Origin of the sequence: Streptomyces noursei ATCC 11455, from assembly GCF_001704275.1 — a bacterium.
GTDB lineage: Bacteria > Actinomycetota > Actinomycetes > Streptomycetales > Streptomycetaceae > Streptomyces > Streptomyces noursei.
Map to the genome: position 1 here is coordinate 4195485 of NZ_CP011533.1, position 14574 is coordinate 4210058.

The window sequence follows — 14574 nt, forward strand, 5'->3', positions numbered from 1 at the left end:
GCGTCAGTCATGCCTGAAGCGTACGACGCTGCCGCGGCGTCACGCGGGTGTCGCGGGCGCCGCCGCGTTCCGCATCGCCACCGCAGGGTCACCGAGCCGTAAACCGCACCCCCTGTACCTCTACGCGCGTCGACAATATGCTGCCGTCCGCTCAGCACCATCCATGGAGGGGAACCATGCCACCGACACCTCAACGGCGCCGTCTCGCCCGCGGATTGGCGGCCGGCGCCGCCGTGCTCGCCACCGCCGCGGGCGTCACCCTGACCACCACCGCCCTGCCCGCCGGCGCCGACAGCGGCCGCGCGCACCGCCCGGCCGGCACGGTCGACGTCCAGTTGCTCTCCTTCAACGACTTCCACGGCAACCTCGAACCGCCGCAGGGCTCCTCCGGCACCGTCGAGGAGCTCCAGGCCGACGGCACCAAGAAGACCGTCCCGGCCGGCGGCGTCGAGTACCTGGCGCAGTCCCTCCGCACCGCCCGCAAGGGCCACCCGTACTCCGTCACCGCGGCGGCCGGCGACATGATCGGCGCCAGCCCGCTGCTCTCCGGCCTCTTCCACGACGAGCCGACCATCGAGGCGATGAACAAGCTCGGCCTCGACGTCACCTCCGTCGGCAACCACGAATTCGACGAGGGCCGGACCGAGTTGACGCGGATGCAGCACGGCGGCTGCCATCCCAAGGACGGCTGCTACGAGAAGGGGAAGACCTTCAAGGGCGCCGACTTCCCCTACCTCGCCGCCAACGTCACCGACGACCGGACCGGCAAGCCGATCCTCAAGCCGTACACGGTCTGGCAGCACAAGGGCGTCAAGATCGGCTTCATCGGTGTGACGCTCAAGGGCACGCCGGACATCGTCAACGCCGACGGCGTCAAGGGCCTGACCTTCCACGGCGAGGTCGAGACGATCAACAAGTACGCCAAGGTCCTCGACCGCCAGGGCGTCAAGGCGATCGTCGCCCTCATCCACGAGGGCGGCCTGCCCGCCTCCACGTCCTACAACGCCAACTGCGACAGCCCCGGCCCGGGCGCGGGCATCTCGGGCCCGATCGTCGACATCGCCAAGCACGTCAGCCCCACGGTCGACGCCCTCGTCACCGGCCACACCCACCAGTCCTACACCTGCACCATCCCCGACCCGGCCGGTCACCCCCGCACGGTCACCTCCGCCGCCTCCTACGGCCGCCTCTACACCGACACCACCCTCACCTACGACCGCCGGACCCACGACATCGTCCGCACCGCGGTGCACGGCCCGCACGCGGCCAACCACGTGGTCGACCGCACCCAGCCCAAGGCCGCGGACATGACGTCCCTGATCGCCCGCTGGAACAAGCTGGCCGCCCCGGTCGCCGACAAGCCCGTCGGCTACATCTCCGCCGACATCAACGGCCGCGGCGCCGGCACCCCCGAGGAACCCCTGGGCGACGTCATCGCCGACGCCCAACTGGCGGCCACCCAGGACACCGGCAAGGGCGGCGCCCAGCTCGCGCTGATGAACCCCGGCGGCATCCGCTCCGACCTCGCCTACAAGGCGTCGGGCGACGAGGGCGACGGCGTCGTCACCTACGCCGAGGCGTTCACCGTCCAGCCGTTCACCAACATGACCAACGTCGTGGACCTGACCGGCGCCCAGCTGCTGACCGCCCTCCAGCAGCAGGTCAGCGGCCCCAACGAGGCTTCCCCCAAGATCCTCCAGATCTCCCGGGGCCTCACCTACACCCTCGACATGACCAAGACCGGCGCCGCCCGCGTCGTCGCCGACTCCGTCAAGCTCGACGGCGCCGCCCTGGACCCCGCCAAGACCTACCGGGTCGCCATGAACGAGTTCCTGGCCGGCGGCGGCGACGGCTTCCCCGCCCTCAAGCAGGGCACGAACAAGTACGTCGGCCCGTCGGACCTCGACGCCCTCACCGCCTACCTGACGGCCCACTCGTCCCCGACCGACCCGCTGGCCCCGCCGAAGGCGGACCGCATTACCGTGGTGAAGTAGCCGCCTGTGGCCGGCCGTTCGGCTCGCCTATCCCTATGCCTACGGCCCCGGTCGTCCGCCTGTACGGCGGGCAGCCGGGGCCGCCGCGCTCGACGCACGCCTCACAGCAGGTGGAAGGCGAAGCAGAGGGAGGGGACGGCGATGGCGAAGCCGATGGCGAGGACCACCGGCCCGAGCACGTAGAAGAGCCAGGGCTTCTCGCCTTCGAAACGCCAGAGGCCGTTGGGCAAGTAGGCACCTGCCCACACGAGCAGGCACCCGAAGACCCCAAGGAGCACCAGGAAAAAGGAACCCCAGCCAGGGTCAGGGTGATTCGGGTCGATGCGCACGACTGCCGCAAGGATCACGCCGCAGACAGCCCCATCACAGCAGCCCGAAGGAGAAGCCGAAGCCGACGACGGTCATGGCGAGACCCATGGCGAAGATCACCGGCCCGACTGCACAGCCGACCCAGTTCTTCTCGCCCTCGACACGCAGGAGGGCCCTGGTCACGGCGACACCGGCACAGACGACCAGGCCCCCGAAGACCCCGAGGATCAGGAGCAGTCCGGGGCCCCAGCCTGCGTCATAGTTCGGCTTGACGTGCGCGACGCCGGCCAGAATCAGGCCACCGACTTCACCCGGCACGGGTCACTCGTCCCCCTTCTGGGCTTCCTTGGCCAGGTCCTGCAGATCCGACTCGATCCCCGAGCCACCTGAGTAGATAGCCGTGTTGAGGCCGGTTCCGAAGCCGTCCCGGTACGCCACATCAAAGACCTCATGCCCCTCGGCGACGTTCTCTCCGCCGAGACTGTGCCGCTCCATCTTTCCGAGGAGCGTGCCGCCGACGTGGTTCCCGAGGGCGCCGGTAGCGGCATTCGTACCCGCGTCCCACAGGGTGGTCCCGCCGTCCTTCTCGTTCCACACGTCGGTGGTGAGGCCACCGGCGATGTTGCCGAGTGCACCGTTGACGGCGTTGCCGGCCCGGCCTTCGCCGCTGAGCATCCTGCCGACCGCGCCCGTCAGCTTGGCACCTTCCGCCAGCGACGCGCCACCCGCCGTGAACGCGGCCGTGCCCAGGGCCTCCTGGTTGGCGGTGGCGAAATCCTTGCCCACCGTCACCGGCTGCCCCGTGAGCGCCTGGTTGAGCATCTGGCTGCCAGAGTCGGCCACGAAGTTCGTGGCGTAGCTCTCCACACCCTTCGCGAGGAACTTGCCACTGAATCGGGCGATGGCGGTGAGCATCCTCTCCAGCGTCGCCGCCGTCTCCGCGCTCATCCCGCCGAACCGCTCCAGCAGCGCCGCCACCTTCTCCGCCGCCGACGTGAACAGCTTGACCAGGTCCATGATCTTGGTGACCTTCGCGGCCACGGCAGCATTGGCGACGAGGTCGGAGAGGAATCCGGTGAACACGGACAGTGCGGCGCCGAGCACTTCCATCTCGGCGATCTGGACGCAGATGTCGATGATCTCTTCGTTGATCTTGTCGATCTCGTCGGCGAACTCCCGCAGACCGTCCGCGACATGGTGGAAGTTCTTCGCGATGTCGGTGATGGTCTTCTTCTGGTCCTGCCAGTGCTTCTCGAAGGCGTCGCGGGCCGCGCCGTGCCAGCCCTGCTTGTCGACGCCATCGATGGCTCGGTCGAGGGCCCCTACGACCTTGGTCAGGTCGTTACCCATGGAGTCCCAGGCGTGCGCGATGGAGCGCAGGGTGTCGCCGTTGCCACCCGGGAGCTCCACCCCGAACGCCTGGAGGATCTCCAGCACCTTGCCGTCGATCCAGCCGTTGATGTTCACCGTCACACCGCCTGGTAACGGGGCACGGACTGCAGGTGTCCGACGGCCGCCTGGTCGGCATCCGCGTATTGGGACGCGTTGATCCGCAGCCGGTCGGCGTCGCTGGTGAGCACCTGGGGCAGCTGGCTCAGCGCCTCGACCGTGCTGTTCAGCAGCTTCTGGTACTTCTGCATCGCGCCGTCGCAGGCGCCGAGGATCCCGAACGCCTCCCCGACCTCCGCCGATGTCGCGGCGAAGGAACGGATCGGGCCGTCGAGGTCCTTCGCCTGAAGGTCGAACTTGCCGGCCAGATCCGTCAGCGCCGTCGGCTCCACGCCGAACTGCCCGCTCATCCCGCTCCCCCTGTTCGCTCACCTACGTGACTCCAGGAGTACGTCGGGGGGCGACCGCGGGGAAAGGATCTTTAACGGGTTTCGAATACGGGATTGGGGTGCGCTTTACGTTCATGGCCCTGCCCATACCCGAGCGTGGTTAAATCCGGCCTCGGGCCCGCGCCTTCTGCGTGGCCGCGCGCTCAGGCGCCGCGACGCCTGTTCATCGAGCACCACATCCCAGATTTCCTGGAAAGCGGCGCCGTACTGTTTCACTTCCTTCGGCTTGTCGAGGGCATCGAAGTCAAACCGCCGTTGCCCCCGTCCACAGCTGCTCCGCGTGCTCCGCGAACCGGTCGAACATCCCGCCCGGCTCGTACCGCTTCAGGTGCAGCAACGGTGAGTCATGGCCGACCAGACGGGCAAGGTGCGGGGTGACCAGTGCTTCGTCATCGAACCGGAAGACCGACAGCGCGATGTGCGACGGCGCATCCACGGCCGCGGAGGTCCGCACCTCCAGTCCCTCCACTGCGCCCATCTTCTCCAGCTCGTCCAGCGTCATCCTGATCCTCGCGGAAACCGAGAGGGCGACGTCCTCCACCGCCTCACGCTGACGCGCCGCCTCCCCCTCCGGATCCCCGACCAGGAAGCGGACTCGACAGCCGGCCTTGACCTTGGTCCGCAACGTCGCCGCAAACGCGGGCTGTTGCGTCCAAAGGAAGTAGTTCGTGTACCCGGCGAAGAACAGCTCGTCGTTCGCCCGGCCGACCAGATCCGCCCACACCGTGGACGGACACGCCGAACGGTACGGGTAGCTACGGACGATCTCCCGGTCAGCGCCGATCTTCACTCTCTCCGCGACGGACTTCGGCCACAGCATTTCAACGTCAACTCCCAGCGCCTGAGCGGCATCCTCGCGATTTCGGGCATGCGGTATGAGCTCGACATCTGCCAGCCATCGTTCAATGGTCTTGGTGGACACACCGACCCGCATGGCGAGCTGACGGGGCGATAAACCAGCGGCCTGCATAGCAGACCTCAATGTCGCGTTCAAGGCACTCCCCACGGACATTTGGGCGTTCTTCACCGTACTGCCGATACGGCCCAACTGTCCGCTCCCTGCCCATCAAGTGCCTCATATGGGCAGCCAGGATCAGCTCTCGATGATCGGCCCACGGGCGACGATTCACGAACAGCCCCGGTTCACGGAAGGACACCTCCATGCCGAAACCCCTCACCCCGGTCCCGGCCCCCTGGCCCGCCCCGCACCACCCGCGGCCCGACTGCGCGCGTTGCGCCGAGCTCGAAGCCCGGCGCGCCACTGCCCGGAACGAGTACGACCGCAGCGTCGAAACCGACTGCAACGTCATGCTGCGCCGGCATCTTCGGGAGGCGCACTCGTGATCGTCTCGCTGCCCGTTCGCGGCACCGAACCGCTGGACGGTGATGCGGTCCCGTGGCGCGGTTGATGGGGGACACGGGGTTGCCGGAGCGCCCGAGACGGGTCGTGATCGGAGAGCGGGCCGTCCCGACGCCTTCTGCCTGGCCTATCCGCCATGCCGGTGCCCACGGTGTATGGGCACACCGTGGGCACCGGCAGAACAGGCGACGACGACGTGGTCGTCACCGGGTGCGAGCGCCGCCGTCAGGAGAAGTCGCCCGCGTGGTCCCGCGCCCACTGGGCGAAGGGGCGGGCCGGGTGGCCGGTGACGCGTTCGACGGTGTCCGTGACGGGGAAGACGGGGGCGTCCACCGCCCGGCCGAAGAGGCCGATGAGTTCGCGGGCGGCCGCCAGCGGGAGGTGGGGGCCAGCCATCGCCTCGGCGGCCTCGTCCTCCGGGATCTGCTCGATGCGCACCGGGCGGCCGATGGCCTCGGCGATGGCGGCGACCTGCTGGGCGTTGGTGAGCACCTCGGGGCCGGTCAGGCGGTGCACCTGGTGAACGTGGGCGCCGGTGCGGTCCAGGAGGGCGACGGCGGCGGCGTCCGCGAGGTCGGCCTCGTGGATCGGCGCGCCCTGGGAGCCCGGGTGCGGGTCGCGCACCACGCCGTTGCCGCGGATCGCCGGGGCCCAACCGAGGGCGTTGGTGGCGTAGTTGCCCCCGCGCAGGAAGGTCCATTCCAGGCCGGACGCGCGTACCGCGCGCTCCACCGCGGCGTGCGAGCGGGAGATGAAGTTGGTCTCGTCGACGGGGGTGTCCGTCACCCCGAGGGAGGAGTTGAAGACCAGGCGCGGGACCTTCGCCTCGACGGCGGCGTCGATCAGCCGCCGCGCGGACTCGCCGTCGCCGGCCGCGAGGTTGAGGAAGAGGGCATCGGCACCGCTGAGCAGCGGGACGAGGGCGGTGTCCGTCGTGAGGTCGGCGCGGACCACCTCGGTCCGGGCGGGGAGGCCGGCGCGGGCCGGGTCCCGAGTGAGCGCGCGAACCGGAACACCTTCCTCCAGAAGGCGGCCCACAAGACTGCGGCCGATATTGCCGGTTGCTCCGGTTACGACGATCACGGTGCCCCTCCAGAGGAACGCGAGCGCGGCGGCGGACGCCTGCCGGGAGATTCGCTGAAGATTGACGGTAGTTCAGCGAGGCACAAGGACGCGGCAAGATTTCGCCAAGGACGCCGGGACGACTTTCGCGTTCCTCACATTCCGCGGGTGCGACTTGCGCTCCTGGGTCCCGCTCGTGGTGGGATGTGCGGATGCGAACCCCCACACGCATAGCTTCACCCTCGTCCCCACCTGCCCGTCCGACCGCCTCCGCTCCCGAGGCCGGTGACCGGCCCCACATAGCCGGGCACCCGGACGATCCGCAGGGCGACACCAGGGAGCTCCCGCCGGTCGACGCCGCCAATCCGTACGCGGATCTGGCCGCGCTCGCCGACCCGGAACCCAGAGCGGACGACGCGTACGCCCGGGAGGCCGGGGCGGGGTACGGCCCGTCGCCCGTGCGGCGCACCTACCTCAACGAGCGGGACCACAGCGACGATCCGCTGGGCCTGGGCCTGCGTTCGGACGACGAGGGCGACGAGGACACCTGGGCGCCCCCGAACCACCGGAAGTCGAAGCGGGGCATCAGCCGCTTCGCCGCCGTCCCGCGCACCATCAAGGCGCTGGTCGCGCTGACGGCCTGCGCGGGGGTCCTCGCGCTCGCCGACCGGTTCGCCGTGCTGTACGCGCAGAACAAGGCCGAGGAGCAGGTGAAGACGGCGCTGCACCTGCACGCCCGGCCCGAGGTGGACATCCACGGGTTCCCGTTCCTCACCCAGGTCTTCGACAAGCGGCTCGACCAGGTCGACGTGGTGATCCCGGACGTCGCCGCGGACCGGGTCTCGCTGGCGAAGGTGGAGGCCACGGCCCGGGACATCCGGCTCAACGGCGATCTGCCGACCGCCATCAAGGGCGCCACCATCGGCTCGATGCACGGCAGTGTGCTGCTCGCCTTCGACGACATGAACCGTGAACTGGGCGCGTCCCAGGTCAAGTTCAGCGGGATGGGGAGCAACGGGGTGCGTGCGGTCGGCGAGCTGCCGATCGCCGGACACACCCTGCGCGTGCGGGCCGAGGCGCGCATCCAGCGCAACGGAGAGCGGGGGATCTCCACCGACATCGGGCAGATGCGGCTGGACATCGGCGATGTCGCGGTCTACCGCCCGGGCACCGGCAAGGAGGAGGGCCTGCGGCTGACCCAGAAGGGCGCCGCCGAGCTCAGCCGGCAGGCGGCCAAGGTCAAGTCGATGCTCAGCATCCCGGCGATCGCCCAGCGGATCGGCATCCCCAAGGAGTACATCGACGACGCCCTGCGCAGCGACGACAAGCTGCACGAGCTGATCGGCTCGCCGCGCTTCGTCCATCAGCTGATGCAGGTCAACCTCGTCGACGTGGTGATGGAGCACCCCTGGCTGCTCCAGAAGGTCGGCCTCGACGCGAAGATGCTCGGCGCCCTGACCGACCTGACGAAGCCCCAGCTGGCGGACCGGCTGTCGCTCTCCTTCCAGCTTCCCAAGACGCCGGGGGACGTGCGGCTGCGCGACATCACCGTGGAGAGCGACGGCATCCGGGTCGATCTGACCGGCGCGAACCTGCCGTTCGGCGACGCGGCGAAGGGCGGGGGGAAGGGGAAGTAACGGCCCCGCCCGGACCGCGCCTACGCGCCCGGCGGCGCCCCCTGCTCCCCCGACTGCGCACCGTCCCCCGGCGCGGCCTGACGGCCCGGCGCGCCCGGCTCGCCGGCCGGCCCGTCGGCCGCCCCCGGTATGTCCGGCGGCGGTGCGGGCGCACCCGGCATGGTCAGCAGGGCCTCCGTACCGCCGCCGGGGGCGTTGCGCAGGCGCACGCCGCCGCCGGCCTGCTCCGCCGTGCGGGCCACGATGGACAGGCCCAGTCCGCTGCCGGGCAGACTGCGGGCGGAGGGGGAACGCCAGAAGCGTTCGAAGACGTGCGGGAGTTCCTCGAGCGGGATGCCGGGGCCGTGGTCCCGGACGGTGAGCGCGCCGCCCGCCAAGCGGACCTCGACCGTGCCGCCGGAGGGGCTGAACTTCACCGCGTTGTCGAGGAGGTTGACCACCGCACGCTCCAGCGCGGCCGGTTCGGCACGGACGTACCACGGGTCGAGGTCGGCGGTGATGGTGAGGGAGGGGCCGCGCAGCCGGGCCCGTTCGAGTGCGGTGCCGACGATGTCGTGGAGGGCGACCACCCGGACGGACGCCGCGCCGTCGCCGGCTCCTGCCTCCGGTGGGCGGGAGAGCACCTGGAGGTCGCCGATGAGCGCCGCCAGCTCGCCCATCTGGGCCTTGACCGACGCGAGCAGCGCCTCCTTGTCCGCGGCCGGGATCGGCCTACCGGAGCGCTCGCTGCGCTCCAGGAGGTCGATGTTGGTCCGCAGGGACGTCAGGGGCGTGCGCAGCTCATGGCCGGCGTCGGCGATCAGCTGTTGCTGGAGGTCGCGGGAGGCGGCCAGCGCGGCGGTCATCGCGTTGAACGACCGGGAGAGGCGGGCGATCTCGTCCTCGCCGTCGGTGGGGATGCGGATGGTGAGGTCCTGGGTGCGGGCGACGTGCTCGACGGCGGCGGTCAGCCGGTCGACGGGCTTGAGGCCCGCCCGTGCCACCCACAGGCCGGCGGTCGCCGCGCCCAGCACCCCGACCCCGGCGACCACCAGCAGCACCAGCGCGAGCTGGTTGAGCGGGTCGGTGACCTGGTCCATCGGCGCGGCCACCGAGATCGCCACCCGGTTCCCCTGGGCGTCGGCGACCGGGCCGCGGTAGGGGACGGTCGAGACCCGCATCGAGGCGCCGTTCTCGTCCTTGGTGGTGTGGACGGCTCTGGCCAGCCGCCCGTCGGCGACCGCCTGGTCCACGCGCTGGGCGGGGATGGGTGCCTTGTTGGGCGAGGTGCAGACGTAACCGCTCGCGGAGACCAGCTGGATGGTGTACGGCGTGGGCAGGAAGCGGGCGTTCAGCGGGCTGCCGGCGCAGCGGGCGCTGATCGCCTGGACGTAGTCGGAGTTCACCTCGACCGTGCCGAGGCTGGTGTCGAGCTGCTCGGTGAGCCGGTCGCGGGTGATCAGCCAGCAGGCGGCGGCCGACAGCGCCACCGCGAACGCGACCGCGACGGCGGTGAGCAGCGCCAGCCGGGAGCGCAGCGGCAGTTGGTGGAACCGCGTCAGGCCGAAGGAGCCGCCCGCCCGGGGCGCCGCGCCCCCGCCGCCCGCGTCGTGCGTCTCATGACCGTGCGCCTCATGACCGTGCGTCTCGCGGCCGTGCGGGGCGTGGACGTCGCCGGTGCCGCTCATTCCGGACCGCCCCCCAGCCGCAGTACGTAGCCGACCCCGCGCACGGTGTGGACCAGCCGCGGCTCGCCGCCCGCCTCCGTCTTGCGGCGGAGGTACATCACATACACGTCGAGGGAGTTGGAGGTCGGCTCGAAGTCGAAGCCCCAGACGGCCTTGAGGATCTGCTCGCGGGTGAGGACCTGCCGGGGGTGGCCCAGGAACATCTCCAGGAGCGTGAACTCCGTACGGGTCAGCTCGACCGGGCGGTCGCCGCGGGTGACCTCGCGGGTGGCCAGATTCATCCGCAGATCGGCGAAGCCCAGCAGCTCGCTCTCGTCCGGGCGGGCGGTGCCGGCCGCCGTCGCGTACGAGCTGCGGCGCAGCAGCGCGCGGATCCGGGCCAGCAGTTCGTCCAGTTCGAAGGGCTTGACGAGATAGTCGTCGGCGCCGGCGTCCAGGCCGGTGACCCGGTCGCCGACGGTGTCCCGCGCGGTCAGCATGAGGATCGGTACGGTCACCCCGCTCGCCCGCAGTCGGCGGGCCGCGGTCAGCCCGTCCATCCGGGGCATCAGCACGTCCAGCACGATCAGTTCGGGGTCGTAGGCGGCGACCTTCTCCACCGCGTCCAGGCCGTCGACGGCCTGTTCGGTGCCGTACCCCTCGAAGGCGAGCGAACGCTGCAGCGCCTCGCGGACCGCGGGCTCGTCGTCGACGATGAGGATGCGGGCGGGGTGATCACCGTGCTCGGCGGGGCTCATGTGCGTGACTACCTCGGATGACATTGCGAACGACCGGCTGGACCTTTGCTGGCTTCAGCCTGACACGGATGCCGCACGGACGGACGACCTGTGGACGACCGCCTGTGGATATCCACCGCCCGGCGGCGGCCCGGCCCGGAGCCGGCCGCCCTCAGACCCCGCTGTTCCCGCCCCCGCTGCCGCCGCCGCGCAGCGCGTCGAGGTCGGCCTTGACGGTGTTGATCGGGATCGCGAAGCCGAGGCCGACGCTGCCCGCCTGGCTGCTGTCCGACGAACCCGGCGCGTACATGGCCGAGTTGATGCCGATGATCTGCCCCTGCATGTTGATCAGGGCACCGCCGGAGTTGCCCGGGTTGAGCGCGGCGTCGGTCTGTATCGCCTTGTAGGTGGTCTTGGACGAGCCGGTGTCGCCGTTGTACTGGTTGCCGCCGAACTCGAACGGCCAGCCACCGCCGCCGCCGAAGCCCCCGCGACCGCCCTGGCCCTGGCCCTGGCCCTGGCCCTGCCCCTGGCCGTCCTCCTTGGGGACGGTGACATCACGGTTGAGCGAGGAGACGATGCCGCTGGTCACCGAGCCGGTCAGGCCCTCCGGCGAGCCGATCGCGACGACCGGGTCGCCGACCGCGAGCTTGTTGGAGTCGCCGAGCACCGCGTGCGTCAGCCCCTTGGCGCCCTGGACCTTGATCAGCGCGAGGTCCTTGTCCGGGTCGGTGCCGACGACCGTCGCGGTCTTCTTGCTGCCGTCGCTGAAGGTGACGCTCACCTGGCGCGCGCCGGCCACCACGTGGTTGTTGGTGATGATCTCGCCGCTGCTGGTGATCACCACGCCGGAGCCGGTGGACTCGCCGCCCCCGGTACGCGCCTTGATCTCCACGATGGCCGGGCTGACCGCCTTGGCCACCCCGGCGACCCCGGTGCCGCCGGAGTTCTGCCCGGCGTTGACCAGCGGGGTGGAGATGCCGCCGGACGTGCTGCCCTGCTGCGTGGCACCGGCGATCAGCGCCGCGCTGCCACCGCCGATCAGACCCGAGGCCAGCGCCACCGCCGCGATCAGCGCGATCGGTCGGCGGGCCCGGCGCCGCGGCTCGCCCGCGCCGGGGCCGTCGGCCGCGGGCATGCCCGGCGCGTACGGGGGCGGCGGCGGTACGTCGCCGCGCGCGCGGTCCGCGCCGTGGTCGCTGCTGTGGTGGCCGGTGCCGTATTCGGTGCCGTAGGCGTACGGCCGGTCCTGGGGCATCTCTTCGCCGCTGCGGCGGTAGCTCTCGGTCATGCCCACGACTCTGCGGCCGCTGCATGAGAACCGTCTGAGAAGGCCCTGAGAGACCCAACAGAAGTGGGTATGCCCGGTATAAGGAAGCCCCCGGCGCGGCCCCGTTCAGCGGCCCGCTCAGCCGCCGCAGCCGCAGGAGCGCCGCACCACCAGCCGCGACGGGAACTGCCGCAGCCGCTCGCGGCGCGAGTTGACCACCCGCAGCCCGTCGTCCAGCACCAGGTCGACCGCGGCCCGGGCCATCGCCTGCCGGTCCGAGGCCACCGTCGTCAGCGGCGGATCGGTGAGCGCCGCTTCCTTCACGTCGTCGAAGCCGGCCACCGCCAGCTCGCCGGGGACGTCGATCCGCAGCTCGCGGGCGGCCCGCAGCACCCCGATGGCCTGGTCGTCGGTGGCGCACATGATGGCCGGCGGCCGGTCCGGCCCGGCCAGCACCCGCAGCGCGACCTGGTAGGCGTCGTAGCGGTTGTACGGCGCCTGGAAGTAGCACCCCTCCGGCGACCGCCCGAACTCCAGCATGGCCCGCCGCCAGCCCTCGACGTGGTCGGTGACCGGGTCGCCGGACTTCGGGGTCTCCTCCGTGCCGCCCAGGAAGGCGACGTAGGGGTGGCCGTGCTCCAGGAGGTGCCGGGTCGCCAGCTGCGCGCCCCAGATGTCGTCGGTCATCACCGCGACGTCGTCGATGGCGTCCGGCCGGCGGTGCAGCAGCACCACCCGGGCGTCCCACGCCTCGATCTCCGCGGCGGCGTGCTCGCTGGGGCCCTGGCTGATCAGGATCAGCCCGGCCACCCGCATCCCGAGGAACGCGCGGAGGTAGTGCACCTCGCGCTCGTCGATGTAGTTGGCGTTGCCGACCAGCACCATCTTGCCCCGCTCGGAGGCGGCCTGTTCGACGGCGTGCGCCATCTCCGCGAAGAACGGCTGTCGGGTGTCCGGCACGATCAGACCTATGAGGTCCGTACGGCGGGACGCCATCGCCTGCGCGACCCGGTCGGGCCGGTAGCCGAGCTCCTTGATGGCGGCGAGCACCCGCTCGCGCGTGGCCGGGGCGACCGGCCTCGGTCCGTTGTTGATGACGTAACTGACGACGGCGGTGGACGTCCCCGCCAGTTTTGCCACATCATCCCGCGTCACCTTGGCCACGCGCGGCAGTCTACGCGGGTGGTCCTACCGGCGGGCAGGCTGCGCGGACGTGGATCCCGCGCCCGACGAGGACGAACGCACCGACGCCGGCCCGTCGGCCCGTGTGCCCCCGTCGCCGTCCCCGACCGGCTTCGCCGCTTTCGCCGCCTTCGTGGTGTCCGCCTGGGCCTGGGCCTCCGCGGCCGCCCGCTCCACCTTCTCCGGTACCACGAAGCGGTAGCCGACGTTCCGGACCGTGCCGATCAGCGACTCGTGCTCGGGGCCTAGCTTGGCGCGCAGCCGCCGGACGTGCACGTCCACCGTCCGCGTACCGCCGAAGTAGTCGTAGCCCCACACCTCCTGGAGGAGCTGGGCGCGGGTGAAGACCCGGCCCGGGTGCTGCGCCAGGTACTTCAGCAGCTCGAACTCCTTGAAGGTCAGGTCCAGGACCCGGCCCTTGAGCTTGGCGCTGTAGGTGGCCTCGTCCACCGACAGGTCGCCGGTGCGGATCTCCATGGGCCCGTTGTCGGTGGTGATCTGCTGGCGGCCCATCGCCAGCCGCAGCCGCGCCTCGACCTCGGCCGGACCGGCCGTGTCCAGCATCACGTCGTCGACACCCCAGTCGGCGGTGACGGCGGCCAGCCCGCCCTCGGTGACCACCAGCACCAGCGGACAGCCCGGCCCGGTGGACCGCAGCAGCTGGCACAAGGACCGCACATGTGGAAGATCGCGGCGGCCGTCGATCAGTATGACGTCGGCCCCTGGGGTGTCGATCAGGGCCGGGCCCTCGGCGGGGGCCACCCGGACGCTGTGCAGCAGCAAGCCGAGCGCCGGAAGCACCTCCGTCGACGGCTGGAGAGCATTGGTCAGCAGCAGAAGCGAACTCACTTCCGACCACCTACCCGGTTTCCGACGAGCTTCATCCTGTGCGGCTCACTGTCCTGCACGCTTCGCTTGCCCATGACGTCTGGTTCCTCCTCGGTCCCTGCGACGGGGGCACCACCCGGCCTGGCCGGGGGTCTGCGGCACTGCTTCGTACGGGGTGCTTCCGATCACACTCTTCGCGTGCGTGAAAGCACAAAAGGACCCGGGGGCGACGCTGCCCGGATCCTTCTTGTCCAGCAGAATAGCTCACCTGAGTTGTGGACCCGAGGCCGATTTTGCCCGTTCTTGTGTTCCGTCGATCACTTCGAGTGGTCACCGCGCGATCCTGTTGACGGCCGACGGTGTCCGTGTCGAGGCCGCCCGCAGCCCCCGAATTCCGCTCGCGGCAGGGCCTTCCGGGCCCTCGTCGACCCCCTCCGCCGCCCCGCGAGCGGCCTCGCCTCCGTCCTCGCGCAGGGCTTCACCGGCTCCCTCGAACGGCCCGCGCTCCGCCGCGCCGCCGCCGCGTTGTCCCAGCATGCGGACGTGATCACGTTCTCCCTCCGGGGCCACGGCGGCGGCGCCGGCCGGTCCACCGCCGGCGGCCACGAGAGCCACGCCCCGACCGCCGCGGTCCGCCGGGCCCGCTCCCCGGGCCACCGCCGGACCGGCACCGTCGGCGCCTCCCCGGGCGGCCCGGTCGCGCTCCGGCGG

At 71.1% G+C, this 14574-nt stretch carries 14 protein-coding genes; 3 read left to right on the forward strand and 11 right to left on the reverse strand.

Translation table 11 applies throughout. From position 1 onward, the window contains the following. Positions 1-176 precede the first annotated feature (176 nt). Positions 177-1994, forward strand: a complete 1818-nt coding sequence (locus tag SNOUR_RS17480; RefSeq protein ID WP_067348112.1) for a bifunctional metallophosphatase/5'-nucleotidase — start codon at positions 177-179, stop codon at positions 1992-1994. Between the two features lie 101 nt (positions 1995-2095). Here the strand turns inward: SNOUR_RS17480 and SNOUR_RS48365 are convergent, their stop codons facing one another. The 5 genes from SNOUR_RS48365 to SNOUR_RS17500 all read right to left on the reverse strand — a co-directional run bounded on the left by SNOUR_RS48365 (position 2096) and on the right by SNOUR_RS17500 (position 5153). After that, a complete protein-coding gene (locus SNOUR_RS48365) occupies positions 2096-2224 on the reverse strand; it encodes a hypothetical protein (protein WP_312632614.1) in 129 nt (42 codons plus the stop codon). 133 nt (positions 2225-2357) lie between these two features. After that, positions 2358-2621, reverse strand: coding sequence for a hypothetical protein (locus SNOUR_RS17485; RefSeq protein WP_067348115.1), 264 nt, complete (start codon positions 2619-2621; stop codon positions 2358-2360). A gap of 3 nt (positions 2622-2624) precedes the next feature. Next, positions 2625-3776 carry a WXG100 family type VII secretion target gene (locus SNOUR_RS17490; RefSeq protein WP_312632615.1) on the reverse strand — a complete coding sequence of 384 codons (1152 nt, stop codon included), beginning with the start codon at positions 3774-3776 and terminating at the stop codon, positions 2625-2627. After that, positions 3773-4102 (reverse strand): WXG100 family type VII secretion target, encoded by a 330-nt coding sequence (locus tag SNOUR_RS17495; RefSeq protein ID WP_067348122.1) that lies wholly within the window; start codon positions 4100-4102, stop codon positions 3773-3775. The genes SNOUR_RS17490 and SNOUR_RS17495 overlap by 4 nt, the downstream gene beginning before the upstream one ends. Before the next feature lie 283 nt (positions 4103-4385). Further along, positions 4386-5153 carry a helix-turn-helix domain-containing protein gene (locus SNOUR_RS17500; RefSeq protein WP_079142742.1) on the reverse strand — a complete coding sequence of 256 codons (768 nt, stop codon included), beginning with the start codon at positions 5151-5153 and terminating at the stop codon, positions 4386-4388. A 149-nt stretch (positions 5154-5302) separates the two neighbouring features. Here SNOUR_RS17500 and SNOUR_RS17505 point away from each other — a divergent pair, with 149 nt between their 5' ends. Continuing rightward, positions 5303-5485, forward strand: coding sequence for a hypothetical protein (locus SNOUR_RS17505; protein ID WP_067348127.1), 183 nt, complete (start codon positions 5303-5305; stop codon positions 5483-5485). 241 nt (positions 5486-5726) lie between these two features. Here SNOUR_RS17505 and SNOUR_RS17510 read toward each other — a convergent pair whose 3' ends face one another. Further along, on the reverse strand, positions 5727-6584 hold the full coding sequence (locus SNOUR_RS17510) for an SDR family oxidoreductase (protein WP_067348134.1): 858 nt from the start codon (positions 6582-6584) through the stop codon (positions 5727-5729). A 191-nt stretch (positions 6585-6775) separates the two neighbouring features. On the opposite strand from SNOUR_RS17510, the gene SNOUR_RS17515 reads away from it, so the two are divergent. Beyond that, positions 6776-8200: an LmeA family phospholipid-binding protein gene (locus SNOUR_RS17515; RefSeq protein ID WP_067348136.1), complete on the forward strand. Its 1425-nt coding sequence runs from the start codon at positions 6776-6778 to the stop codon at positions 8198-8200. 20 nt (positions 8201-8220) lie between these two features. On the opposite strand, the gene SNOUR_RS17520 is transcribed toward SNOUR_RS17515, so the two are convergent. The 5 genes from SNOUR_RS17520 to SNOUR_RS17540 form a co-directional block, all read right to left on the reverse strand. Beyond that, positions 8221-9867, reverse strand: a complete 1647-nt coding sequence (locus tag SNOUR_RS17520; RefSeq protein ID WP_312632616.1) for an ATP-binding protein — start codon at positions 9865-9867, stop codon at positions 8221-8223. Continuing rightward, positions 9864-10604 carry a response regulator transcription factor gene (locus SNOUR_RS17525; protein ID WP_067348139.1) on the reverse strand — a complete coding sequence of 247 codons (741 nt, stop codon included), beginning with the start codon at positions 10602-10604 and terminating at the stop codon, positions 9864-9866. The genes SNOUR_RS17520 and SNOUR_RS17525 overlap by 4 nt, the downstream gene beginning before the upstream one ends. Positions 10605-10755: 151 nt before the next feature. Continuing rightward, on the reverse strand, positions 10756-11874 hold the full coding sequence (locus tag SNOUR_RS17530) for a S1C family serine protease (RefSeq protein ID WP_067348142.1): 1119 nt from the start codon (positions 11872-11874) through the stop codon (positions 10756-10758). A 117-nt stretch (positions 11875-11991) separates the two neighbouring features. After that, positions 11992-13017, reverse strand: coding sequence for a LacI family DNA-binding transcriptional regulator (locus SNOUR_RS17535; RefSeq protein ID WP_067348143.1), 1026 nt, complete (start codon positions 13015-13017; stop codon positions 11992-11994). Between the two features lie 24 nt (positions 13018-13041). Then, positions 13042-13884, reverse strand: coding sequence for a response regulator transcription factor (locus SNOUR_RS17540; protein WP_067348145.1), 843 nt, complete (start codon positions 13882-13884; stop codon positions 13042-13044). Between the last annotated feature and the right edge of the window lie 690 nt (positions 13885-14574).